The sequence below is a fragment of the Pseudooceanicola sediminis genome, from assembly GCF_003575965.1.
GTDB lineage: Bacteria > Pseudomonadota > Alphaproteobacteria > Rhodobacterales > Rhodobacteraceae > Pseudooceanicola > Pseudooceanicola sediminis.
The window spans coordinates 121,965-144,914 of sequence record NZ_QWJJ01000009.1; the positions used below are offsets into that span (position 1 = coordinate 121,965).

Annotated in this window: 22 protein-coding genes; 5 read left to right on the forward strand and 17 right to left on the reverse strand. The window is 64.7% G+C overall.

Annotated features, from left to right (window positions below):
• Window positions 1-60: 60 nt before the first annotated feature.
• The 7 genes from DL237_RS11750 to DL237_RS11780 form a co-directional block, all read right to left on the reverse strand.
• Complete coding sequence (locus DL237_RS11750; protein WP_119399254.1) at window positions 61-933, reverse strand: lysophospholipid acyltransferase family protein; 873 nt, start codon at window positions 931-933, stop codon at window positions 61-63.
• A 74-nt stretch (window positions 934-1,007) separates the two neighbouring features.
• Window positions 1,008-1,286, reverse strand: a complete 279-nt coding sequence (locus tag DL237_RS11755; protein ID WP_119399255.1) for an HPr family phosphocarrier protein — start codon at window positions 1,284-1,286, stop codon at window positions 1,008-1,010.
• A 7-nt stretch (window positions 1,287-1,293) separates the two neighbouring features.
• Window positions 1,294-1,686, reverse strand: a complete 393-nt coding sequence (locus DL237_RS11760) for a PTS sugar transporter subunit IIA (RefSeq protein WP_119399256.1) — start codon at window positions 1,684-1,686, stop codon at window positions 1,294-1,296.
• Between the two features lie 35 nt (window positions 1,687-1,721).
• Window positions 1,722-2,621 carry an RNase adapter RapZ gene (gene rapZ, locus DL237_RS11765; protein WP_119399257.1) on the reverse strand — a complete coding sequence of 300 codons (900 nt, stop codon included), beginning with the start codon at window positions 2,619-2,621 and terminating at the stop codon, window positions 1,722-1,724.
• A 49-nt stretch (window positions 2,622-2,670) separates the two neighbouring features.
• Window positions 2,671-3,129, reverse strand: a complete 459-nt coding sequence (locus DL237_RS11770) for an HPr kinase/phosphorylase (protein ID WP_233544969.1) — start codon at window positions 3,127-3,129, stop codon at window positions 2,671-2,673.
• A 24-nt stretch (window positions 3,130-3,153) separates the two neighbouring features.
• Window positions 3,154-4,866: an ATP-binding protein gene (locus tag DL237_RS11775; RefSeq protein ID WP_119399259.1), complete on the reverse strand. Its 1,713-nt coding sequence runs from the start codon at window positions 4,864-4,866 to the stop codon at window positions 3,154-3,156.
• 24 nt (window positions 4,867-4,890) lie between these two features.
• Window positions 4,891-5,592 (reverse strand): response regulator transcription factor, encoded by a 702-nt coding sequence (locus DL237_RS11780; protein ID WP_119399260.1) that lies wholly within the window; start codon window positions 5,590-5,592, stop codon window positions 4,891-4,893.
• Between the two features lie 385 nt (window positions 5,593-5,977).
• Here DL237_RS11780 and DL237_RS11785 point away from each other — a divergent pair, with 385 nt between their 5' ends.
• Complete coding sequence (locus tag DL237_RS11785) at window positions 5,978-7,576, forward strand: phosphoenolpyruvate carboxykinase (RefSeq protein WP_119399261.1); 1,599 nt, start codon at window positions 5,978-5,980, stop codon at window positions 7,574-7,576.
• 454 nt (window positions 7,577-8,030) lie between these two features.
• Window positions 8,031-8,675 (forward strand): DUF3859 domain-containing protein, encoded by a 645-nt coding sequence (locus tag DL237_RS11790; protein WP_158585628.1) that lies wholly within the window; start codon window positions 8,031-8,033, stop codon window positions 8,673-8,675.
• A 22-nt stretch (window positions 8,676-8,697) separates the two neighbouring features.
• Here the strand turns inward: DL237_RS11790 and DL237_RS11795 are convergent, their stop codons facing one another.
• Window positions 8,698-9,471 (reverse strand): sulfite exporter TauE/SafE family protein, encoded by a 774-nt coding sequence (locus tag DL237_RS11795; RefSeq protein WP_119399334.1) that lies wholly within the window; start codon window positions 9,469-9,471, stop codon window positions 8,698-8,700.
• 146 nt (window positions 9,472-9,617) lie between these two features.
• Here DL237_RS11795 and DL237_RS11800 point away from each other — a divergent pair, with 146 nt between their 5' ends.
• Window positions 9,618-11,303 (forward strand): acyl-CoA dehydrogenase family protein, encoded by a 1,686-nt coding sequence (locus DL237_RS11800; protein WP_119399263.1) that lies wholly within the window; start codon window positions 9,618-9,620, stop codon window positions 11,301-11,303.
• 923 nt (window positions 11,304-12,226) lie between these two features.
• Entirely contained in the window at window positions 12,227-13,306 is a 1,080-nt protein-coding gene (locus tag DL237_RS11805) for a Hint domain-containing protein (RefSeq protein WP_119399264.1), read from the forward strand.
• Between the two features lie 148 nt (window positions 13,307-13,454).
• On the opposite strand, the gene DL237_RS11810 is transcribed toward DL237_RS11805, so the two are convergent.
• Window positions 13,455-14,030, reverse strand: coding sequence for a fasciclin domain-containing protein (locus DL237_RS11810; protein WP_119399335.1), 576 nt, complete (start codon window positions 14,028-14,030; stop codon window positions 13,455-13,457).
• Window positions 14,031-14,396: 366 nt separating this feature from the next.
• A complete protein-coding gene (locus tag DL237_RS11815; protein WP_233544970.1) occupies window positions 14,397-15,041 on the reverse strand; it encodes a trimeric intracellular cation channel family protein in 645 nt (214 codons plus the stop codon).
• 164 nt (window positions 15,042-15,205) lie between these two features.
• Between DL237_RS11815 and DL237_RS11820 the strand changes: the two genes are divergently transcribed.
• A complete protein-coding gene (locus DL237_RS11820) occupies window positions 15,206-16,039 on the forward strand; it encodes a BKACE family enzyme (protein WP_119399265.1) in 834 nt (277 codons plus the stop codon).
• A 147-nt stretch (window positions 16,040-16,186) separates the two neighbouring features.
• On the opposite strand, the gene DL237_RS11825 is transcribed toward DL237_RS11820, so the two are convergent.
• The 7 genes from DL237_RS11825 to DL237_RS11855 all read right to left on the reverse strand — a co-directional run bounded on the left by DL237_RS11825 (window position 16,187) and on the right by DL237_RS11855 (window position 22,930).
• Window positions 16,187-17,059 carry an amidohydrolase family protein gene (locus DL237_RS11825; protein WP_119399266.1) on the reverse strand — a complete coding sequence of 291 codons (873 nt, stop codon included), beginning with the start codon at window positions 17,057-17,059 and terminating at the stop codon, window positions 16,187-16,189.
• Window positions 17,060-17,070: 11 nt separating this feature from the next.
• Window positions 17,071-18,861 carry a feruloyl-CoA synthase gene (locus DL237_RS11830; RefSeq protein ID WP_119399267.1) on the reverse strand — a complete coding sequence of 597 codons (1,791 nt, stop codon included), beginning with the start codon at window positions 18,859-18,861 and terminating at the stop codon, window positions 17,071-17,073.
• Complete coding sequence (locus tag DL237_RS11835) at window positions 18,845-19,381, reverse strand: MarR family winged helix-turn-helix transcriptional regulator (RefSeq protein WP_119399268.1); 537 nt, start codon at window positions 19,379-19,381, stop codon at window positions 18,845-18,847. Before DL237_RS11835 ends, DL237_RS11830 begins: the two co-directional genes overlap by 17 nt.
• Window positions 19,381-20,145 (reverse strand): crotonase/enoyl-CoA hydratase family protein, encoded by a 765-nt coding sequence (locus tag DL237_RS11840; RefSeq protein ID WP_119399269.1) that lies wholly within the window; start codon window positions 20,143-20,145, stop codon window positions 19,381-19,383. Before DL237_RS11840 ends, DL237_RS11835 begins: the two co-directional genes overlap by 1 nt.
• A 12-nt stretch (window positions 20,146-20,157) precedes the next feature.
• A complete protein-coding gene (locus tag DL237_RS11845; RefSeq protein ID WP_119399270.1) occupies window positions 20,158-20,925 on the reverse strand; it encodes an SDR family NAD(P)-dependent oxidoreductase in 768 nt (255 codons plus the stop codon).
• Between the two features lie 95 nt (window positions 20,926-21,020).
• Window positions 21,021-22,343 (reverse strand): TRAP transporter large permease, encoded by a 1,323-nt coding sequence (locus tag DL237_RS11850; protein WP_119399271.1) that lies wholly within the window; start codon window positions 22,341-22,343, stop codon window positions 21,021-21,023.
• Complete coding sequence (locus DL237_RS11855; RefSeq protein WP_321186036.1) at window positions 22,340-22,930, reverse strand: TRAP transporter small permease; 591 nt, start codon at window positions 22,928-22,930, stop codon at window positions 22,340-22,342. Before DL237_RS11855 ends, DL237_RS11850 begins: the two co-directional genes overlap by 4 nt.
• Window positions 22,931-22,950 lie beyond the last annotated feature (20 nt).

Genomic DNA, 22,950 nt, shown 5'->3' on the forward strand with positions numbered 1-22,950 from the left:
AATGCCCCTGGCCAAGACACGCCGAATGCGCCGCCGGACTGCCACGTCGACCGGAACCGGTCACAGGTTGACGGTATGCTCGCGCAGCCAGGCCATGAACCCGCGCGGATCGCTCTTCAGGCGCTCCATCTGCGCGTCGGTCAGCGGATCCCCGACCACGGGGGCCTGCGGCGCATTCAGGGAATGCACGATCTCGTGCAGCAACAGGCCCTGACGCAGCGTGGCCGACACCCGGTTCGCCATCTGGTACCAGCGCGAATTTGCCCCGGTGAAATGGATCGGCACGACCCGTGCCCCTGAGCGGCGGATCATCTGTGCCGTGAACACGTTCCATTCCGCCTCTATCGCCGGGCCGAACATGGTTTTAGATGCCGCCACCACGCCGGACGGGAACAGGGCAACCAGACCACCATCCTTCAGGTGCGACATCGCCTTTGCACGCATCTCGACACTTTTTCGCTGCGCATCACCGTCGTGCGGAAACGGCACCGGAATCATGTAGCTGGAGGCGACCTCGTCGATACCGGTCAGGATCGACCGGGTCAGGATCTTGTAATCCAGGCGCCGGCGTCCGATCAGCTCGGCCATCACCATGCCGTCGACCATGCCATGCGGATGGTTCGCGACCACCACGACCGGCCCCTCTTGGGGGATCTTTTCCAGCTGCTCCTGCGGCGTCGTGACCGGAATGCCCATGACATCCAGACAGGCCTTCCAGAACGCCTGACCCTGCGGCGCGCCCTGCTTCTCGAATTTGCGGATCAGGCGCAGGATCGTCACCTTGCCCGACATCCATTCGATGGTGCGGATCAGGTTGCGTTGGAACGGATCGTCGAAACTCGTGGAATAGGTCAGCGACCGGCGGTCGTAATGGGTGTAGCTGACCGGTTCGCCCGTGGTCGCCTTGCCGTGGTTATGCGTACTGTCCACCAATGGAACGTCACCCGTATTTCCCGCCTGTTGTCATACGACGGGACTTTGGGGTTCCGTCGCACGATAGCGTCACATTACATCTCTTCTCCGAAGCGATTGGCAACAAGCGTTTGCAGCGCGTCAGCCAGCGCAACCGCATCCGGGCCCGAGGTTTCGACCTCAATAGTGCTTCCGTTCCCGGCTGCCAACATCAAAAGCCCCATGATGCTGTCACCGCCGGTCGACATGCCATCCCGGCTGACCTCGGCGCGCGCATCGAACCCTTCGACCACTTCGACGAATTTGGCCGAGGCCCGCGCGTGCAGGCCCTTCTGGTTGATGATCTTCAGACTTTTCGAGACTGTCTCGCTCATGGCCGTGTCAGCCTCCGCTCAGATTGCGGCTGTCGATGTACTTGCGCCCCGCTTCGGTGGCATCCCTGACAGCCTCCGGAAGGGACTTATGGCGCGACTTGGCCAGCTTGATCAAGGCCGGAAGGTTCACGCCGTACAAAATCCGCCGATCGTCGGGGCGACAGGCCAGCAGCGACAGGTTGCTGGGCGATCCGCCGAACATGTCCGTCACGACAACGACGCCCTGCCCCTGGTCGACCTCGTCGGCGGCGGCGCAGATCTCGCGCTCCTTGCCGGCGCGGTCGTCGTTCGTGTCAATCGATATGGCCTGCACACCCGGCTGAGAGCCCACGACGTGCTCGACAGCCGCCTTGTATTCGCGGGCCAATCCGCCATGTGCGACGATCACTATTCCGATCAATGCCGGTCTTCCTTCCGCTGGCCGGGCGAGGCTCATCATCCACCACCCCCGGCTTTGCGCCGTTCCTGTTCCCGGTGCCTAATTGACACTTGCCAGCCCTCTTCCGCAAGGGCTCGTCCCAGCCTTTCGGCCAAAGTGACGGAACGGTGCTGACCGCCCGTACAGCCGAACCCGATCGCCAGGTGCGACTTGCCCTCGTCCAGGTAGGACGGCAGCAGCATCAGCGTCAGATCCGTGACCTTGCCCAGGAACGGCGCAAAGCGCGGATCACCCGCAACATGGTCTTGTACCGCGCAGTCCAGGCCGGTCAGCGCCCGCAGGCTCGGCTCCCAGTAGGGGTTGCGCAGAAAGCGCACGTCGAACACCATGTCCAGCCCGCGCGGCAGCCCCCGCTTGTAGCTGAACGAATGCAGCGACACCGCCAGGCCATGCCCGCTGACCGGGGCGAACAGCCGGTCCATCTCGGCGCGCAGATCATGCACCGTCATCTCGGATGTATCGACCAGCACATCCGCGCGCTCCCGCACCGCACCCAGCAGATCGAATTCCCGCGCGATGCCGTCCTCGGGCGTCTCGGCAGGCGCCAGCGGATGCCGGCGCCGGGTTTCCGAATAGCGTCGTGACAGCACGTCCGCACGGCAATCCAGGTACAACACGTCCAACGCCAGCCCGTCGATCGCGCCCAGCCGCTCAAGCGTCTCCAGCAGGGCCGCGGAGGAGAAATCCCGGTTGCGGACATCGACGCCAAGGGCAAGAGGACGGCGCAGCGGTGGCCCGTCCAGCAGGCGCGGCAGCAGCGACAGCGGCAGATTGTCGATCGCTTCGAACCCCAGGTCCTCAAGCGCGCGGATGGCCGTCGACCGGCCTGCGCCGGACGGCCCTGTCACAAGGACAAGGCGCGGGGTCAGGCTGGCTGTTTCAGATCCGTTGGGCATAGGGGCCGTCAGGTTAGGGTTAAGGGCGCGAGGCTCGCGCAATGAGTGTTCATGCGCTGCGTCCCTCCCGCAGATATTGCAGAATCGCCGCAGCAAAAGCTGCAGTACCAGTATTGTGAAGTAGAGGTAAAGAAACCCCCAGCAAAATAGTGCTGCGCTGCGGCGGAAGTCGTTCCAATTCGTCTTTTCCCAGGTCGACGACCATCGAAACCTTGGTTGGCCCGCCATACCGCGCCTTCAAAATGCCGATGCCGCGTGCCTCGATCAGCCCTTCCAGCGGCGGCGGCGACGCGGCGATCAGGGCGTCGGTTTCGCGGGACAGAATTACGCGGTCATCAGCGACCAGCCCCGCCCCGCGCGACAGCATTTCCAGAACCAGCGACGACTTGCCCGCGCCCGACGGCCCCAGCACCAGCACGCCCCGCCCCGCCACCGCGGCACAGCTGGCGTGAACGATCACCGGGCCCTGCGCCCCGGCGGCGTCCTGGGGGGTGATGGTGCCGTGCACGGGTGTCGTCTCCTTCTCCATCCTCTAGACCGGCAGCCCGACGACGAACCGCGCGCCCAAAGGCGTCGCCGCCGGGGCGGTGCCGGTCGTGCGAATGTTCTCGGCCCAGATCACGCCGCCATGCGCCTCGACGATCTGCTTGCTGATCGCCAGACCGAGGCCCGAATGATTGCCGAACTCGGCCTCCGGGCGATGCGAATAAAACCGCGCAAAGATCTTTTGCAGCGCCTCGTCTGGAATGCCGGGTCCGGTATCCTCGACCACGACCAGCACCCGGTTGGCACGTCGCCGCACCCAGACGCGGATCGCGTCCCCCTCCTTGCAGAACGAAACCGCGTTGCTGATCAGGTTGACAAAGACCTGCGCCAGCCGCGGCTCCAGCCCGCGCAGAACAATTTCGCCGTCGGGAAGGTCGGTGATGAAATCAATGCCCCGCTGCCCCGCCTGTCCGCCAAGATAGGCGGTCAAGCTGCGCAGCAGTGCCAACAGATCAAAGGCCTGTTCCTCTTCGCGCACAAGCTCGCTGTCCAGCCGCGACGCATCCGAGATGTCGCTGACCAGCCGGTCCAGCCGCCGCACGTCATGTTCGATCACGTCCAGCAATGTTGCGCGGTGATCTTCGCGCCGTGCCATGCGCAGCGTCCCCACCGCCGCGCGCAGGCTGGCCAGCGGGTTCTTGATTTCATGGGCAACGTCGGCGGCGAATTGTTCATTCGAATCGATCCGGTCATACAGCGCCGCGACCATGCCGCGCAGCGCGCCGGACAACCTCCCGATCTCGTCAGACCGGGCCGTCATGTCGGGGATGCTGACCCGCGCCGGGGCGCGCCGCTGCAAATCGCCCGCGCCGCCTGCCTCTGCCGCCACCGTAAGATCCGACAGCGGCCGCGCGATGGTCGAGGCCAGAAGCAGGCTCATCACGCTGGACACCAGTGTCGCGATGGCAAAGATCCGCAAGGCCCGTTCCTGTGCGGCGCGTGTCGCGGCCTCGACCTGGCCCAGCGGCGTGATCAGCGCCACCGCGCCCAACATCCCGCCCGGTCCGGCATCTGCCCCTTGCGGCACGATGGCCGCCAGGGTGGCCAGGTACCGCCCGGATTCGGCCTGCGCCGATGCGCTCAACGGCTCTTCAGGGTGCAGATCGCCCAGCATGGCCCGCGCTCTGGCTTCGGGTGCGATCAGCTCTGCCGGTGGCGGGTCGGGCAGGAACAGGCCGGAAAAACCACGCCACGATGCGCCCAGCACATCCAGCATCGGCGTGGGCTGCGCGGTGCCGGCGGCGCGCGTCGGCCCCTCCGCCTGCCCCAACAGCGCGCCATCGGGGGCCAGCACCAGCAGGCGCGCCCCTGCCCCCAACCCGAGGCCCTGAAGCCGCGCCGCCACGACCGACCGCGTCAGCACGGGCGCCACCGGCGGCACCGCAAGGCGACCCGCCATCAACTCGGCCTCAACCTCCCGCCGCTGCCGAAACTGTTGCAGCGGGCTCTCCTCCCCCGAATGCAGATACAGCACCCCGGCGACCAGCAGGTTCAAGGCGATCAGGTTGAACACGACGATCTTGCGCGTCAGCGGCGACAGGCCACGCGACCGGGCCGTCACCGGGCCGTCCGGCACGGTGCGGGCCTCTCCCCGCTCCGCCTCTGCGCCTGTGCTGTGCTCATCGCGCACGATGGTCCTTTCGGTGATCTTCCATGGGCGCTGGCTGGGGCCGGGACAGGGCCGCACCGCGCGATCCATCTGCCCGTCCCTGCGCTCTACGCCTCAGTCTTCGTTGTACCTGTAACCGATTCCATACAGCGTCTCGATGGCGCTGAAATCCTCGTCCGCGCTCCGCATCTTCTTGCGTAACCGCTTGATATGGCTGTCGATGGTGCGGTCATCGACATAGACCTGTTCGTCATAGGCCACATCCATCAGCTGATCGCGGCTCTTGACGAAACCCGGGTGCTGGGCCAGCGCCTTCAGCAGCAGGAACTCGGTCACCGTCAGGGTCACGCTCTTGCCTTTCCAGATCACCGAATGGCGCAGCGGGTCCATGCGCAGATCGCCACGCTCGATCACGCGGGTCTCTTCGGTTTCGGGAATCATCTCGCCCGCCACGGCCTGCTGACGCCGCAGCAAGGCGCGGATGCGGGCCACCAGAAGGCGCTGGCTGAACGGCTTCTTGACATAATCGTCGGCCCCAAGGCGCAGCCCCAGCACCTCGTCGATCTCGTCATCCTTGGAGGTGAGGAAAATCACCGGCATCTGGGTTTTCTGGCGCAGGCGCTGCAACAGGTCCATGCCGTCCATGCGCGGCATCTTGATGTCCAGGACAGCCATGTCCGGCAACCGCCTGTCGAAGGCCTCCAGCGCAGCCTGCCCATCACTATAGGTCTCGACCTCGAATCCCTCGGCCTCCAGCGTGATCGCCACGGACGTCAGGATATTCCTGTCATCGTCGACAAGGGCGATTTTCGACATCGGGCCAGTCCCCCTCCTGCGCTGGTGCCTTGATTTTCAGGTCAGTCTTCACCCTTAGAACCTTTACAAGCAACGCCAAACACGAATCGACCCGGCGCATGAAGACTTTGTGGCGAAAATGTCTTATGATCGCCTGAATTCGCGGGATATCGCGCGTATCCCTCTGCTGCCCACATCCGCGCAGCTCCGCGATGTGCAACAATCCGCAAGTGGTTGCGCTAAACCGAAATTGGTTGCGCTAACCTTCCCCAGCGACCTGTTCACAATCGGAACAAGCGTGCTAAGGACCCCTTTATCGAGACGTTTCGCCTCGGTTCCGGGCCCCCACCGCGTCGCCCGGAAAAGGAGGATCGCCGCAACGGAGCGGCGCTACAGGAGTTTTAAAATGGCATTAGGACGGGTAAACCCGCACTTCCGGCTCGAAGATCAAGGTCTCGAAGGCCTGGGCAATGTCTATTACAACCTGAAAGAACCCGCGCTGATCGAAGCCGCCCTGAAACGCGGCGAAGGCAAGCTGGGCAATGGCGGCACATTCCTGGTCGAGACCGGCAAATACACGGGCCGTTCCCCCAAGGACAAACATGTCGTCAAGACGCCGGACGTCGTCGATAATATCTGGTGGGACAACAACGCGGCCATGTCGCCCGAAGGGTTCGATGCTCTCTACGCGGACATGATCGACCATATGAAGGGCAAGGACTATTTTGTTCAGGACCTGATCGGCGGCGCCGACCCGGCCTATGCAATCAATGTCCGCATGGTGACCGAACTGGCCTGGCACGGGCTGTTCATCCGTCACATGCTGCGGCGCCCCGACCTTGATGCGCTGGACGATTTCGTGTCCGACTTCACCGTCATCAACTGCCCCAGCTTCAAGGCCGATCCGGCCCGGCACGACTGCCGCAGCGATACCGTCATCGCGATGAACTTCGCGAAAAAGATGATCCTGATCGGCGGCACCGAATACGCGGGTGAGAACAAGAAATCCGTGTTCACGCTGCTCAACTACCTGTTGCCCGAAAAAGGCGTGATGCCGATGCACTGCTCGGCCAACCACGCCAAGGGCAACCCGGTCGACACCGCCATCTTCTTCGGCCTGTCGGGCACCGGCAAGACGACACTGTCGGCAGATCCGGCGCGGGTCCTGATCGGCGATGACGAACACGGCTGGTCCGACCGCGGCACCTTCAACTTCGAGGGCGGCTGCTACGCCAAGACGATCAACCTCAGCCCCGAGGCCGAGCCGGAAATCTATGCGACCTGCTCGATGTTCGGCACCGTCATCGAAAACATGGTCTACGACGCGGAAACCTTCGAACTCGACTTCGAAGACAGCTCGCTCACCCAGAACATGCGCTGCGCCTACCCGCTGGACTATATCTCCAACGCGTCTGAAACAGCGCTTGGCGGCCACCCCAAGAACATCATCCTGCTGACCTGTGACGCCTATGGCGTCCTGCCGCCGATCTCGCGGCTGACCCCGGCGCAGGCGATGTACCACTTCCTGTCCGGCTTTACCTCCAAGACGCCCGGCACCGAACGCGGCGTGGTCGAGCCCGAGCCGACGTTCTCGACCTGCTTCGGCGCGCCCTTCATGCCCCGCCGCCCCGAGGCCTATGGCAAGCTGCTGCAAGCCAAGATCGCCAAGCACGGCGCAACCTGCTGGCTGGTCAACACCGGCTGGACCGGCGGCGCCTTCGGCACCGGCAAGCGGATGCCGATCCGTGCCACCCGCGCCCTGCTGACCGCCGCGCTCGACGGATCGCTGAACGAGGCCGAGTTCCGCAAGGACCCCAACTTCGGATTCGAAGTGCCCGTCGCCGTGCCGGGCGTCTCCGACGTGCTGCTCGACCCGCGCCGCACCTGGGCAGACGGCGCAGCCTACGACAAGCAGGCGGCGAAACTGGTCGGCATGTTCTCCGAGAACTTCGAACAATACCTGCCCTACATCGACGAAGACGTGAAAGCCGCCGCCATCGGCTAAGGCTGCCAACCCGCGTCACGGCATTGAAACGCCCCGCCCTTCCCGGCGGGGCGTTTTGCCATCCAAGGCCCGGATACGCCGCGACGCACGGCTCTGCCCTGCCCCGCAAGCCAACCTGCGCGCGTCCCTTGCGGCCGCCAAGGCTCGGCCATCGCCTCGCAACCGTTACTGCGGGTCAGCCACCTCGGGACAGCCACCCGAGGCCTCTCACCCGCCATTTATTAAGATTTTACTGAAATTCTTGCCCTCAGGCGGACCGAAAGGGCCCATCTGGCGGCCTCTGCCGGCAGTATCGCTTGACGTGTGGGTAAGTTCCGCCCATGACAAGGGCGGAGAGAGAGAGCCACGCGTTACCGTGGCCCCCGTCAGACCGTGCGCGTCGGGATGTGGCGACATGGGCACGACAGGCGCTTTGCGCCGCCCAACGGTCAGCGGGAAGGGGAGAGAGACAAAAATGACACCTGTCGTTGCGGTAAGACTTGCAGTCCTGCTGGCCATGGTTGCATCGGTCACGCTTGCGCCCTCGCACGGTCTCGCGACCGACCGGGGCACGCGGAACGAACAGATCGGCAACCGCCTGCTGGGAGAGAAGCTGGCCGAAACCAGATCCTCGACCGCCACCGGCCAGGACTTCGTTCGCGCTCCGGTCGAGATGGCCGAGGCGGGGATCTATTGCCCGTCCGATCACGTCGGCACCGAACCTGCCCCGGAAACCGAAAGCGGCTATATCCTTCTGATGGCCGGCGATCAGCGTGTCGCCCTGCACAGCCGGACCGTTCCCGCGCACCTGGGCATTTCCTTTGGCGTGCGCATCCGCCTGACACCGGGCAGCGATACCAGAAACTATCGCATGGTCGTCCAGCATCCCCCCTATGGCGCGTTGGACATCACCCAGGAAATCTGGGACCCGAACCTGCGCGGCGACTGGGGCGTGCGCAGTTTCCAGTTTGAATATGAACGCGAAATGCAGCCGGGCCTCTGGTCGTTCGAGGTCCATCGCGGCGACGAGGTGCTGATGCGCCAGACGTTCAATGTGGTGCCGATGTCCGAAGCCCCCGAGGCGATCGACCTCTGCTTTGGCGGCACCTTCCTCTCCTAAGGCCCCACCCTGTCGTAAGGCCCTAAAACCCCAGCCCCTGCCGCAGCAGGTTGCCCCCGGCGACCAGCAGCACCACCAGCGTCGCGCGCCGGAACATCACCTGGTCGATCCGGTCGTGCACGCGAAACCCGATCCACATACCGACCAGCGCCACAGGCACCAGCGACAGCGAAAACGGCAGCGTCTGGGCGCGCAGGACGCCCGAGCCGACATGCGCCCCCAACAGCGCGACCGACCCGAGGCCATAGATCACGCCCTGCAACTGGATCTGTTCGCGCTTCGGGGTCTCCAGCGCCGTCAGGTAGGCCACCGTCGGTGGCCCCCAGACGCCGGAAAAGCCACCGATCCCGCCTGCCAGCAGCGCCACGCCCACTTCGACCCGGCGCGGCGGCGGGCTGCCCAGCCGCAGCGGATAGCCCAGCAGCTGGCTCAGCGCGAAGGCCACGATGGGCAGCCCGATCAGCACCTGCATGACATGGGGCGGCAGCACGCTGACCAGTTGCGCCGACAGGATCAGCATCACGAAGGCCACCGCCAGGAACACCCTGAACCGCACCACCGCATCCCAGACGCCACGCCACCCGGCACGCATCGCCTGCCAGCCGTTGGTGCACAGCGTCGGCAGGATCAGACCCGCCAACGCCCAGTCCGGCCCGACGATGCTGCCCAGCCCGGACACCATGATCATCGGCATCGCGAACCCCACCATGCCTTTCACCACCCCTGCCAGCAGTGCTACGGCAAAGCACCCGAGCAGGGCGAGCATCGTCAGGGAGTCGGGCAATAACAGATCCATGCGCCGACAAGTATCACCGGCGCGTCGTGACACCAGCCCAAAATCCACCACGTAACTTTGCTTCAGATAGGATCGCATTTTCGCATTTATATTGCGCTGCACCTGCAAAGTGGCTATGCCCCTTCCAAGCGAGAGAGGAGAGTCCCATGCCACACGACGGCCCCCATGCCCAGACGACAGACAGCGCGATCCTGCCCGATCTGCTGACCCTGACAGCCGAGGCACTGGCCCCGGCCGAATTCCTGCTCGAAACCGCCCGCCAGACGATCCGCTCGCTGGTCGAGGTTGATGGCCGCGTGTCGGCCCGCTCGGTCGAGGCGCACCAGACCGCGACGCACGGCCTCGCCTGGCTCGCCATCTATGTCGAGGCCCTGCGCCAGATGCAGAAATGGGCCGAAACCCTGTCTTCCCAGGGCAGGTTCACCGACCTGGACGCGCTGCTGCACCAGATCGCCTTTGGCGAATACCTGTCGCAGATGACCGGCGGCATCCAGATGTCGCAGACCGAACTGGTACGCCCGCAGGATCTCGGCCTGACCCGCGACGCCCTGTCGATGATGAACGACGCCTCGGTGCAAACCCTGTGTGATCACGGCAATACCCAGGCCGCCCGCACCCGGCTGACCGACCTGATCGTCCAGCAGCAGGGCACCGTCACCTATGGCACCACCGGGCTGGACGCCGAGCTTGAGATGATCCGCGACCAGTTTCGCCGCTACGCTGTGGACAAGGTCGAACCCCACGCCCACGGCTGGCACCTCCGCGACGAACTGATCCCCATGTCGGTGATCGGCGAACTGGCCGAAATGGGCGTCTTCGGCCTGACCATCCCCGAGGAATACGGCGGCTTCGGCTTTTCCAAGGCCGCCATGGTCGTGGTTTCCGAGGAACTGTCGCGCGGTTACATCGGCGTCGGCTCGCTCGGCACCCGTTCCGAAATCGCAGCCGAACTGATCCTGTGCGGCGGTACCGACGCGCAAAAGGATCACTGGCTGCCGAAACTCGCCTCCGGTGAGATCCTGCCCACCGCGGTCTTCACCGAGCCGAACACCGGCTCCGACCTGGCCGCGCTGCGCACCCGCGCCACCCGCAACGGCGACGATTACGCCCTGACCGGCAACAAGACCTGGATCACGCACGCGGCCCGCACCCATGTCATGACCGTGCTGGCCCGCACCGACCCCGACAGCACCGATCACCGCGGATTGTCGATGTTCCTGGCGGAAAAGACGCCGGGCACCGACACCGACCCCTTCCCGACGCCCGGAATGACCGGAGGAGAGATCGAGGTGCTCGGCTATCGCGGCATGAAGGAATACGAACTCGCCTTCGACAATTTCGCGATCAAGGGCGAAAACCTCCTCGGCGGGACCGAGGGCAAGGGCTTCAAGCAGCTCATGCAGACGTTTGAAAGCGCGCGCATCCAGACCGCCGCCCGCGCCATCGGTGTCGCCCAGGCCGCGCTGGACACCGGCCTGCAATATGCCCTCGACCGCAAGGCCTTTGGCGGCTCGCTGGTCAATTTCCCGCGCGTTTCCGGCAAGTTGGCGATGATGGCGGTCGAGATCATGGTCGCCCGCCAACTGACCTATTTCGCGGCCTGCCAGAAAGATCACGACCGCCGCTGCGATCTTGAGGCTGGCATGGCCAAACTGCTCGGCGCCCGCGTCGCCTGGTCCTGCGCCGACAACGCGCTGCAAATTCATGGCGGCAACGGCTTTGCGCTTGAATACACCGTCTCACGCCTGCTCTGCGACGCGCGGATCCTGTCGATCTTCGAAGGGGCGGCGGAAATCCAGGCCCAGGTCATCGCCCGCCGCCTGCTCGACTGACGCAGCGGCGGCTCCCTTGGCGTCGTCACTGCCCCCCGGACCGCACCCGGTCGCGCCGCCTCGCCGCTAAGGGCGCCACCCGCCCTGCCGCAGGCATGGCGCCAGATCACCCGCGTCGACGCCCTCTCTGCGCCATCCTGGCGCTCTCCACCCTGCAGAAGGCGTATCTACCCTGCGGACACCGCATTGATCGCTCCGTAAACGGCGCACAAAGGGGCAATAATGCTGCCCCATGCCGCCGGCTTGATCACCCGCAGACTGCCACGCACACAACTCGCCTCTTACGTGTGTGTCGGATTGACATTCAATCTGCCTCGGCGTCACGATCAGGTGTGGCGACTCTCCCCCGCAGCGGTCCTCCCTTCCCCCTGCGTGTCACTCCGCGATCTGTCCCCTCCCGTCCTTCCCTGCGGGAATGGTCGCGACACGACAGCGCCACACCCTTGCCGGAAACGGCGCAGGCGTCCCCGGTGGCCGAAAGAGCGATCCCGTTCTTTCGGCCCAGCCAGCCGCCCCGATCACCCCGCCGGATCGCCCGCCCACCTGTGGCAGACACGTGGCAGACACCCGGCGCACCGCCAGCCCCTTCGGACAGGTCGGCCCCGATAGCTGGCCCCTGTGACTGCTCCTGCTGACTGGCCCCGGTGACTGGCCCCGGTGACTCGCGCAATGAGCTGGCCACACCGAAACCTACGCGCCAGCCCGAACGCCGACCTCAGCCCGAAAAGCCCTCTTTGCACCTGTCTCCTCCCCTCGTCGTGCCAGCAGCGCCCGCCGATCAAGGGCCGATGCGTCGGCCAAGGCGCGGGGATCAATCCGGGACCCAATCCGGGCCAATGGCCGCACCACCGCTTTTTCTCAACCGATTGCCGAACTTCGTGCTAGTGTCACTCAGGATTAACCAATGCAAAGCGTCGGTGCCCATGCCCGTCCTGTTTCAGGCATTCAAGACAGTCGTCTCCAGCGGGATCGCCAGCAGCGATTCCCAACTCGTGACGATTGCCCTCTACGGCCCCGCCGAAACCATCAATACCTCGGACGGTGCCGACCTGCGCATCGTCGACACCGACGGCGACGGCCTGATCAGCCCCAAGGAATTTCGCGATTCCGTCGGTGGCGGCGGCCTGGGGCTGGATACCGGCGGCGGTCAGCTCCTGTTCGATGGCCAGCCCCCCGCCAGCGCCAACAACGGCACCCTCTACAGCCCCGCCCCGGTCGGCGGCGGCGCCGACGTGAACAGCTATATCGACACGCTGGAAAAGAATTTCCCCGCCGTCGAACCGACCGAGATCGAAACCAGCAACCCCGATCAGGTGCCCGGCACCGATCCGACCGACAGCACCCCCGTCTGCTTTGCCCGTGGCACCCTGATCCAGACCAGCACCGGCGCGCGCCGCGTCGAAACCCTGCGTGTCGGCGATCTTCTGACGACCCAGGACCATGGCGACCAACCGATCCGCTGGATCGGGGGCTGGGTCCTGCACCCGCAAACCCTGGTCACCCGCCCGCGACTTGCCCCGATCCGCATCGACGCCGGCGCCCTCGGCAAAGGACTGCCCCGGCGCCCCCTGATCGTCTCGCCGCAACACCGCATGCTGGTCCGCTCGCCCATTGCACGGCGCATGTTCGGCGCGGCCGAGGTGCTGATCCCCGCGCGCCTGCTGACGGACCTGCCCGGCATCACCCACTGCCTGCCCGGCACGCTGCCCGACCAGGGCACCCGGCCGCTGGACTATTTCCACCTCCTGCTCGACCGACACGAGGTGATCTTCGCCGAAGGCGCCCCCAGCGAAACCTTCTATACCGGGCCCTTTGCACTGGAAAACATCGGTCGCGCCGGGCGCGACACCGTCTCGGCGCTGCTGACCCGCCATACCGGCCACCCCGCGCACCGCGTCTCGGCCCGCCCCCTGGTCAAGGGCCGCCAGGCCCGCCAGATGATCGCGCGCCATGCCTCAAACGCCAAACCCCTGCTCGGCCTCGCCACACCACAACCCGCCTGACATCCGCAGGGCCGACACCGAGGGCGCTCCGCAGCCCGACCATCCAGAGTCTGACCCCCAAAGCCCGACCATCCAGAGCGTGCCCCAAACGCAAAAAAGGGGACGTGCCGCGCACGCCCCCTTCCCGTCACCGATGAAAGATCCTGCCTCAGCCAGCCTGGCCTGCGGGCAGCATCACGCGGTCGATCACATGCACCACACCGTTCGACTGGTCGACATCGGCGGTGGTCACGGTCGCGATCCGGCCATTCTCATCCTTCAACTTCAGCGCGCCACCCTCCATGTAGGCGTCCAGCTTGCAGCCGCCGACCGTGGGCACCACGTGCATTCCGCCATCATCCGCGATCATCCCGGCGATATCGGTCGAAAACGCCTCGGCGCCCACCACGTGGCAGGTCAGGATCTGCTGCAACTGCGCCTGGTTCTCGGGCATCAGCAACTTGTCCAGCGCCGCCTTGTCGATCTTGCCGAAGGCGTCGTTGGTCGGCGCGAATACGGTGTACGGCCCCGCCCCCATCAGGGTCTCCGCCAGCCCGGCCGCTTTCACGGCGGCCACCAGCGTCGTCAGGTTCGGCGCATTGCCCGCATTCTCGGCAATCGTCATGTCCGCCATCATCGGCGCCCCACCCACCGTGGGATTTTCCATCATGCCGTCCGAGGCGGCCAGCGCCATCGAAACGGTTCCGGCCAGGGCAACAGTGGCAAGTGCGGTACGTTTGAACATCTTCATTCCTCCGGGTTGTTTTGCCGGGACGTTTTGCCCGGCGATGCTCAAAACCACGCGGCCAGCCGACCAAAGGTTTCACCGACCCGCGAAAGTTTTCTCATGCGCCCTCACCCGCGCCGTCACCCGCGCCCTCAACCACGCCGTCACCCCACACCTGCCGCCCCCCCTCGAACGAACGCCCCAGGGCTCTCTCATCTGGCCGAAAATACCCCCGGGGGACGCGCCCGCGGCGCGGGGGGCAGCGCCCCCCTGCCACCTCCGCCATTTGCACCGTCCGCAGATAAAGGCGTGATGTCTCACCTGGCCGCCGCGTGCCGCGCCGGCGCCACTGCAAACAACGCCCAGGATGCGCCTCCTGCCGCCTCACCGCCGGCGCGCACGCGGTACCTGCCAGCCCCGGTAGACCCCGACGATCCGCCAGGCGCTGGCCAGCATCGCCCCCACCACGGCAGTTGCCCCCGCCGGCCAGCCGGCCCAATGCCCCAGCACCACCACCAGCGCGCCCAGCAACGCGGCCAGCGCATAGATCTCCTCGCGCAGAACGCGCGGCACCTCGGCCACCAGCACATCGCGCAGCGCACCGCCGCCACAGGCCGTCAGCACCCCGATCCAGACCGCACCCATCGACCCAAGATCATAGGCCAGCGCCTTCTGCGCCCCGGTGACGGCGAACAACCCCAGCCCCAGCGCATCCAGCACCATGACCGGCCGCGTCATCCGCTCGATCGGGGCGTGTGCCGCAAACACCACGACCCCGGCCAGCAGGGCCGCCAGAAAATACCGCTGGTCGATCAGAAAGGCCGCCGGCGTGGCCCCGATCAGCACGTCGCGCACCGCACCTCCCGCGGTCGCGGCCACCAGCGACAGCACCAGGATGCCGAACAGATCCAGGTCGCGTCGCACCGCCAGCATCGCCCCGCTCAGACCAAAGACAAACGTCCCCAGCAGATCCATCGCGCCCACAACCCCGGACAATTGCCCCAGCATCGCCGTATCCTTCCCTGTCATCCGGCCAACCAACCCACCAACCGGCCTGCCAAAGACAGACACCATGCGGCGCGCCCTGACAACCGGATGCGCAGCAGGCATCGCCGCACAATGGCGCGCCCCGACGGTCCGCTTTCAGCCCACGTGCCGGTTGACACCGCACCCGCAGCGATCAAACTCGACCCATGACAAAACCCTGCATCATCTGCGTCGCCATCACCGGCTCGCTGCCCCGCAAGGCCGATAACCCGGCCGTCCCCATCACCATTGCCGAACAGGTCGAATCGACCCAGGCCGCGTTCGAGGCCGGGGCCACCATCTGCCACGCCCATGTGCGCAACGCCGATGAAACCCCCTCCTCCGATCCCGACAGGTTCGCCGCCCTCAAGGAAGGGCTGGAAAAACACTGCCCCGGCATGATCATCCAGTTCTCCACCGGCGGGCGCTCCGGGGCGGGGGCGACGCGCGGCGGGATGCTGCCGCTGAAACCCGACATGGCCTCGCTCACCGTGGGGTCGAACAACTTCCCCACCCGTGTCTATGAAAACCCGCCCGATCTGGTCGACTGGCTGGCCTCCGAGATGAAGACCTATGCCATCCGCCCCGAGATCGAGGCCTTTGACCTCTCGCACATCCACCAGGCCGCGCTGATGTACCGCGACGGGCGGCTGACCCAGTCGCCCTACGTGCAGTTCGTCATGGGGGTGAAGAATGCCATGCCGGTCGACCGCGATGTCTTCGACTACTACCGCGCAACCATGGCCCGGCTTCTGCCCGACAGCGAATTCTGCGCCGCGGGCATCGGCGCGCACCAGCTGACCCTGAACAAATGGTGCGTCGAAACCGGTGGCCATGCCCGCTGCGGGCTGGAGGATAACATCCGCCTCGACCGCACCACCCTCGCGCCCTCGAACGCCGCGCTGGTGAAACGCGTCACCGACCTCTGCGAACAGGCCGAACGCCCCGTCGCCACCTGGGCGCAGGCACGCAACATCCTCGACCTGCCAATGCCCGGCTAAGGCGGTGTGTACGCACCGTTCAGATACCGCTTCGATACCGTCCAGATACCGACGTTCGAATCTGGCAATATCAACGGCTTAGCAGGTACGTCGGTGCCGCCCACCGCCCCCCGGTGCAGAACCGCACCGGGGCAACGTATTTCCACCTCAGCTCAGCCCCAGCAACCGCGCCGCATTGCCCTTGATGATATCCTCGCGCAGCTCGTCCTTGATGGCGATCTTCTCGAAATCCGACAACCAGCGTTCCGGCGTGATCATCGGCCAGTCCGACCCGAACAGCACCTTCTTCTTCAGGATCGAATTGCAATATTTCACAAGGATTTCAGGAAAGTACTTGGGCGACCAGCCGCTGAGGTCGATATAGACATTCGGCTTGTGCTGCGCCACGGCCAGCGCCTCTTCCTGCCAGGGAAAGCTGGGGTGGGCCAGGATGATCTTCATCTCCGGAAAATCCACCGCCACATCATCCATGTACATCGGGTTGGAATATTTCAGCCGCATCCCGTTGCCGCCCGGCATACCCGACCCGACCCCGGTCTGCCCGGTGTGGAACAGGGCAATGCCCCCCTCCTCCGCGATTGCCTCGTATAGGCCATAAGCCATTCTGTCGTTGGCATAAAATCCCTGCATCGTCGGGTGAAACTTGAACCCCTTGATACCGAAATCGCGCATCAGCCGCTTCGCCTCGCGCACCCCCATCTTGCCCTTGTGCGGGTCGATCGAGGCAAACGGGATCAGCACGTCGTCATTCTCTGCCGCCAGCTCCGCCACTTCCTCGTTCCTGTAGCGCCGATACCCCGTCTCACGCTCGGCATCGACGGGAAAGATCACGGCCGCAATGTTCTGTTCCCTATAGTGTTTTGCCGTTTCCGGCACTGTCGGAGGGTGGTTCCACGGCGCACGGAAATACTTCGCCATCGTGCTTTGCAGATCGTCATATCCGTCGTCCGAATGACAGCCGCAAGGCTCCTCGGCGTGGGTGTGAATATCGATCGCGCGAACCTTGTTGATATCAACCATTTGTCTTCCTTTCAGACCTCGATCACCGCCGGATCGGCCCCGGCATACAGCCGCTCGACCAGATCCGCACGCCGGGTCAACAGCTTGCGAATATTGATGTTTCCCTTGGCCGTCATCTCGGCCTGGGTCAGGCTGGGTGGCTCGGCCATGACCAGCGCCCGACCCACGCGGGTCGAACTGCCGGTGGATGTGGCCGCGAGGTTAGCCAAACGTTCACGAATTTGCGCCAACATGTCGGGATCACGCACCACCTCACCTTCGCCGCCATTCACAAGCACCGCCGGCACCAGCAAGGCACCCAATTCATTCCGGTCATGGCCGGTGATCACGACATCCCCGACCAGACCGTCCAACGCGGTCATGACGCCCGCACGGATCGCCGCGACCCGCACCCACGTCCCCGAGGTCAGCTTGAAGTCTTCCGAGATCCGCCCATCGAACGCCAACCCGCGATCGGGATCGTCCCGATCGACAAACCGCACCGCGTCCCCGGTGATCAGATACCCTTCGGCATCGAAACTTTCCGCGGTCTTTTCAGGGGCATCCAGGTAACCCGGCATGATGTTCGGTCCCTTGACGCGCAACTCATAGCGGTTCTCTTCTTCCCGGATCAGCTTCACCTCGACCTCCGGCACCGGCACCCCGATGATGCCTGAACGGCGCACACGTTCATGCACCAGCACCGTGCAGGGCGAGGTTTCGGTCATGCCCCAGGACGAGATGAAATAGGGCGGCTCGCCATTCACCTCGACGCCCATGTCCTCCAACCCCTGCCAGACTTCCTGCGGCAAGGACGCACCGGCATAAAACATCAGGTCGAGACCGGAAAAGAACTGCTCTCTCAAGGCCTTATCCGCCTTCAACGCCTCATTCAGCTTGGCATAGCCCACCGGCACGTTGAAACTCAGCGTGCCGGTCTTCAGCTTCAGGTTCTCGATGGTGCGCGCAAACAGTGTATCCGTCGGCTTGCCGTCGTCGATGTAGATCGCGCCGCCATGCGCCAGCATCATGTTGAAATTATGCGACCCGCCAAAGACATGGTTCCACGGCAGCCAATCGACAATCGTGTGCACCTTCTGCGTCAGCAACGGAAAGGCCGCCGCCAGTTGCGCCTGGTTCACGCACATCATCCGATGCGTCGTCATCACCGCCTTGGGCTGAGAGGTCGAGCCGGAGGTGAACAACACCTTGGCCAGCGTCTCCGGCCCCACGGCATCATGCGCTGCATCGACGCCCTCGGTCCCATGCGCCGCCGCCTCGGCGAACACGGACACATCGCGCCCCCCGGCATCGCTGGCAAGCACCGGAATGCCCTGCACCACCTCAAGGTCCAGGGCGGCACCGTAACGTGCCGCGTCATCTACATAAATCAGCGCGGGCCTGGCGGTTTCCACGACATGCGCCAGCCGCTCATGCGCGCCGGGGATCAGGCTGTATTGCTCTGCCACCGATGTCGAGGCGAGGCCGATGTACTGCGCCGCCAGCACCAGCAGCCCGTGATCGACGCCATTGGCCGACAGGCAGGCGACGATCTGACCGCGCTGAAATCCCTGCGCCAACAGCCAGCCTGCCAGCCCGCGCACCTGATCGCGGGCCTGCGCATAGGTCACCTCGCGCCAACCATCCCCTTGGCGTTCCGCGATAAAAACCCTATCCGGCGCGGTCTCGGCCCAATGATCCAGCCACGCGCCCGTCGTCTCGGCATAGGGCGACAGCCGGGTGTTGGACCGCATCAGGATGGCACCATCCGCGCGCGTCTCCAGCTCCACCGAATGCGGTGCAAATCTAGTCAGATCTCTCATTCCGGTTTCCTCCCTCCGGATCGTCCTCAGACCCCGTGCGGCGCGACGGGGCCGAACCATCAATCCGCCGCAGCAGGGCGATCATTGTCCGGCGTTCGTCGTCGCTCAGGGGTGTCAGGATCCTGTCTTCGTGCGCCGCCAGCACACGCGTCGCCTCTTCGTTCATGCGCCGCCCCTCCGGCGTCGCCCGCAGCGCATAGGAACGCCGGTCCGTCGGCACCCTGTGTCGCGCGATCAGGCCAGCCTTTTCCAGCGCATCGATGATCACAACCGTGTTCGACCGCTCGATACTCAGGATCTCGGCAAGCTGGCTCTGACGCAGGTCCGCGTTGTCGCAGATCACCGCCAGCGCCGAATAGGTCGAAATGCGCAGGCCCAGCGGTTCCAGCACCCGCATCGCGTCGGACTGGATCAGGTGGTAGGCGCGCTTGAGGCTATAGCCGACAAAGCCACGCAGCCGCTGATCCCCGCGCGTCGGGGTCGCAATCTGATCCGGCTCTTTCGACGCGCCCAACGGCATCAGCGGAACTCCGGTGCGCGTTTCTCAAGAAAAGCACGCAGGCCTTCCTTTGCGTCCTCGCTGGTCTGGGCAATCGCGGCCGAAAGGCTCTCGGTAAAGAACCCGTCGCCACGCGCCATGTCGTTGATACGCGAAATGGCGTTGATCATGATATAGTTGGAAAGGCTGGCATTTTTCGCGATCTTGCCCGCCAGTTCCATCGCAAGGTCCAGCGCCTCGCCCTCGCCCACGGCATAATGGCACAGGCCCAGACGCAGACCCTCTTCGGCCCCGTACTTGCGGCCGGTCAGCATCATTTCCGTCATTCGGTCGGCGCCCAGAATGCGGCCCACACGCACCGTTGCCCCGCCCCCGACAAAGATCCCCCGCCGGCCCTCGGGCAGCTGAAAGATCACCGAAGGTTCTGCAATGCGCACATGGGTCGAGGTCGCCAGCTCCAGCCCGCCCCCGATCACCGCGCCGAACATGGCCGAGACCACGGGCAGCCCGGAAAACTGGATCTTGTCCATCACCCCATGCCAGCCGCGCGAATGTTTCAACGTGCCTTCCGCGTTCCGCGCCACATGTTCGGACAGGTCCAGACCCGAACAGTAATGCCCCGCCGTACCGACCAGCACGACAACCTTGGCGCCTTCGGGCGGGGCGGAAAAGAACGCATCCAGCGCCGCCAGCAGCGTATCGTTCATCGCGTTGCGCTTGTCTGGGCGGGTCATCGTCAGCACCGCAATCGGGCCCTGAAGGTCAACGGACAGGACATCACTCATGACAGGTCTTCCTTATTTCGGCGGCAACCGCACCGCGCCGTCCAGGCGGATGACGGTGCCGTTCAGCATCGTGTTTCGAATGATCTGTTCCGCCAGCGAGGCGTAATCCGACGGGCTGCCGAACCGAGGCGGAAAGGGAATCGTCGCGGCGATGCTGCGCTGCGTTTCCTCGGGCAATCCGTCGACCATGGCCGTCTGGAACATGCCCGGCGCGATCCCCATCACCCGGATGCCGGAACGCGCCAGTTCCCGTGCGACAGGCAGCGTCAGCGAGGCGATGCCGCCCTTTGAGGCCGCATAGGCCGCCTGCCCGATCTGGCCGTCCTGATAGGCGACCGAGGCGGTGTTGATGATCACGCCGCGTTCGTTGTCCGGCCCGACAGGCTCCAGCTCGGCCATGGCGCGGGCGGCGTAGGACAGGGTGATGTAGCTGCCGATCAGGTTCACATCCAGCGTGCGACGGAACGCATCGATGGACAGCTTGCCCTCGCGGTTCACCACGCGCCCCGCCGTACCGATCCCGGCGCAATTCACCAGCACGCGCGGCGCGGCCCCGTTCCAGGCGATGAAATCCTCGAAGGCGCTCGCGACCTGCGCCTCGTCCGACACGTTCACCGGACAGGCCAGGCCGCCGATTTCCTCCGCGACACTCCGCGCCCCGGCTTCATTGAAATCGAAGACGCCGACCTTTGCGCCCAGGCCGGCCAGATGGCGCGCCGTCGCTGCCCCCAGCCCGCTTCCAGCGCCCGTGACGATGGCGCCGATCCCCTTGATTTCCATAGTGTCCTCCTCCCGTTCAGTAGTCATTCAGACGAATAGCTATAATGCATAACCAGGCCAGGCACAGATTGCCCCGGCCGCACCCCGTCCTCACCTCAGTTAAAAATTCGCAGCAGAAACAGCGTGATCCCCGGAAAGATCACCAGCAGGGCGACCCGCACGATATCGGAGGCGACAAAGTACATCACGGCCGAATAGGTCTTGGCGATCGGCGTGTCGCGGTCCATCGAATTGATCACGAACAGGTTCATCCCCACCGGCGGCGTGATCAGTCCCACTTCGACCACGATCAGGATGATGATGCCGAACCAGATTGCCAGCTCTTCGGGTGTCAGGCCGAAATCCAGGACCGAAATGATCGGGAAAAAGATCGGCACCGTCAGCAGGATCATCGACAGCGAATCCATCAGGCAGCCCATCACAAGGTACAGCAACAGGATGATGACCAGCACGGTCCAGGCGCCGAAGCCCTGGTTGACCACCCATTCCGACAGCTCCTGCGGCACCCGCGTTTGCGCCAGGAACCCGTTGTAGAACCCCGCACCCAGCACGATGAAAAAGATCATCGCGGTGGATTTCGCCGTCGCGTAAAAGCTCTGCGCCCAGGCTTTGCCGCGCAGTCCGCCGTTGACCCATGCAATCAACCCGGTGCCGAACGCACCGACTGCCGCGCCTTCGGTCGGGGTGAAAAAGCCCAGGTAGATGCCGCCGACGACGGCAAGAAAGACCAGCATGACAGGCCACACGTCGACAAGCGCCCGAAACCGCTGGGCCATCGGCATCGGCTCTCGTGTGCCCGCGCTGTCCGGGTGCAGGCGCACGTAGATCGATATCGTGATGATGTACCCGACGGCCGCCAGAATGCCCGGCACAAAGGCCGCCATGAACAGCTTCGCAATGTTCTGCTCGGTCAGGATGGCATAGATCACCAGGATGACAGACGGCGGGATCAGGATACCCAGGGTTCCGCCAGCGGCCAGCGTGGCCGTGGCAAAGCCGCCGGAATAGCCATAGCGGCGCAATTCCGGCAGGGCGACCTGGCTCATCGTGGCTGCCGTCGCCAGGGACGACCCGCAAATCGCGCCAAACCCCGCACAGGCCCCGATGGCCGCCATGGCAACCCCGCCCCTGCGATGCCCGAGAAAGCTCTCGGCGGCCCTGAACAATGACTGGCTCATCCCGCCCAGCGTCGCGAAATGGCCCATCAACAGGAACATCGGCACGATGGACAGCGAATAGCTGGAAAAGGTCGAATAGGTCTCGGACTTCAGCTTGGACAGCGCCACCAGCATCCCGCCGGTCACCATGTCCAACCCGACAAAGCCGACGGCGAACATCGCCAGCCCAATCGGCATACGCAAGAAGATAAGGACCAGCAGAACCGGGAACGAATACAGCCCAACTTCGAAATCGGTCAATGTCCTGCCCCCCCGTGGTCCGGCAGGATGGCGCGATCGCGAACCAGCTCGATCAGGCGCACCAGCGCCGTGTAGACCGTGACAACCGCCGCCACCACAGCAGCACCGAACGAGGCCGCGTAGGCCCACCAGACAGGAAACTGCAACAGGAAAGTCGTTTCGTTATAGCGCATCTTGCCCAGCATCCCGTCGTAAAGTCGCCAGGCGATGATCACCATCGCGATGGCAAAGATCACCTCCCAAAAGGCGATCAGAACCCTGTTCGCCGTTACCGGCAGGATCGCCGTGAAAACGTCGACCGTGGCATGAGATGCCGTGATCTGGGTCAATGGCAGAAAGGCAAAGATGGTAAAGGCGATCCCGGCCTCGACCAGCTCGAAATCCCCTAGAACGGGGCCGACGCCCAAATCCAGCAGCGCCTTCGTCCCGCCCGGCGCAATCGCTTCCAGCCACTCCCAATGCAGGATGCCGTTCAATGTGCGGCCAAAGACGGACACCACCGTCAGCAGGATCAGCACCGTCAGGACCAGCCCCCCGAGGATGGCCATGATCCGCGCCAGCGCCATGAAAACCGAGTGTATGCGCACCTGTCTCTCCCCTCAGAGGC

What these genes read in the sequence shown, in the direction of transcription:
- DL237_RS11780 (WP_119399260.1), bottom strand. Translation starts at nt 5,592, where the DNA reads ATGTCGAAAATCGCCCTTGTCGACGATGACAGGAATATCCTGACGTCC.
- DL237_RS11835 (WP_119399268.1), bottom strand. Translation starts at nt 19,381, where the DNA reads ATGCCGTTGGGCGCGTCGAAAGAGCCGGATCAGATTGCGACCCCGACG.
- DL237_RS11815 (WP_233544970.1), bottom strand. Translation starts at nt 15,041, where the DNA reads ATGACAGGGAAGGATACGGCGATGCTGGGGCAATTGTCCGGGGTTGTG.
- DL237_RS11825 (WP_119399266.1), bottom strand. Translation starts at nt 17,059, where the DNA reads ATGGTTGATATCAACAAGGTTCGCGCGATCGATATTCACACCCACGCC.
- DL237_RS11845 (WP_119399270.1), bottom strand. Translation starts at nt 20,925, where the DNA reads ATGGAAATCAAGGGGATCGGCGCCATCGTCACGGGCGCTGGAAGCGGG.
- DL237_RS11800 (WP_119399263.1), top strand. Translation starts at nt 9,618, where the DNA reads ATGCCACACGACGGCCCCCATGCCCAGACGACAGACAGCGCGATCCTG.
- DL237_RS11795 (WP_119399334.1), bottom strand. Translation starts at nt 9,471, where the DNA reads ATGGATCTGTTATTGCCCGACTCCCTGACGATGCTCGCCCTGCTCGGG.
- DL237_RS11810 (WP_119399335.1), bottom strand. Translation starts at nt 14,030, where the DNA reads ATGTTCAAACGTACCGCACTTGCCACTGTTGCCCTGGCCGGAACCGTT.
- DL237_RS11805 (WP_119399264.1), top strand. Translation starts at nt 12,227, where the DNA reads ATGCCCGTCCTGTTTCAGGCATTCAAGACAGTCGTCTCCAGCGGGATC.
- rapZ (WP_119399257.1), bottom strand. Translation starts at nt 2,621, where the DNA reads ATGCCCAACGGATCTGAAACAGCCAGCCTGACCCCGCGCCTTGTCCTT.
- DL237_RS11830 (WP_119399267.1), bottom strand. Translation starts at nt 18,861, where the DNA reads ATGAGAGATCTGACTAGATTTGCACCGCATTCGGTGGAGCTGGAGACG.
- DL237_RS11775 (WP_119399259.1), bottom strand. Translation starts at nt 4,866, where the DNA reads ATGGATCGCGCGGTGCGGCCCTGTCCCGGCCCCAGCCAGCGCCCATGG.
- DL237_RS11820 (WP_119399265.1), top strand. Translation starts at nt 15,206, where the DNA reads ATGACAAAACCCTGCATCATCTGCGTCGCCATCACCGGCTCGCTGCCC.
- DL237_RS11785 (WP_119399261.1), top strand. Translation starts at nt 5,978, where the DNA reads ATGGCATTAGGACGGGTAAACCCGCACTTCCGGCTCGAAGATCAAGGT.
- DL237_RS11790 (WP_158585628.1), top strand. Translation starts at nt 8,031, where the DNA reads ATGACACCTGTCGTTGCGGTAAGACTTGCAGTCCTGCTGGCCATGGTT.
- DL237_RS11840 (WP_119399269.1), bottom strand. Translation starts at nt 20,145, where the DNA reads ATGAGTGATGTCCTGTCCGTTGACCTTCAGGGCCCGATTGCGGTGCTG.
- DL237_RS11755 (WP_119399255.1), bottom strand. Translation starts at nt 1,286, where the DNA reads ATGAGCGAGACAGTCTCGAAAAGTCTGAAGATCATCAACCAGAAGGGC.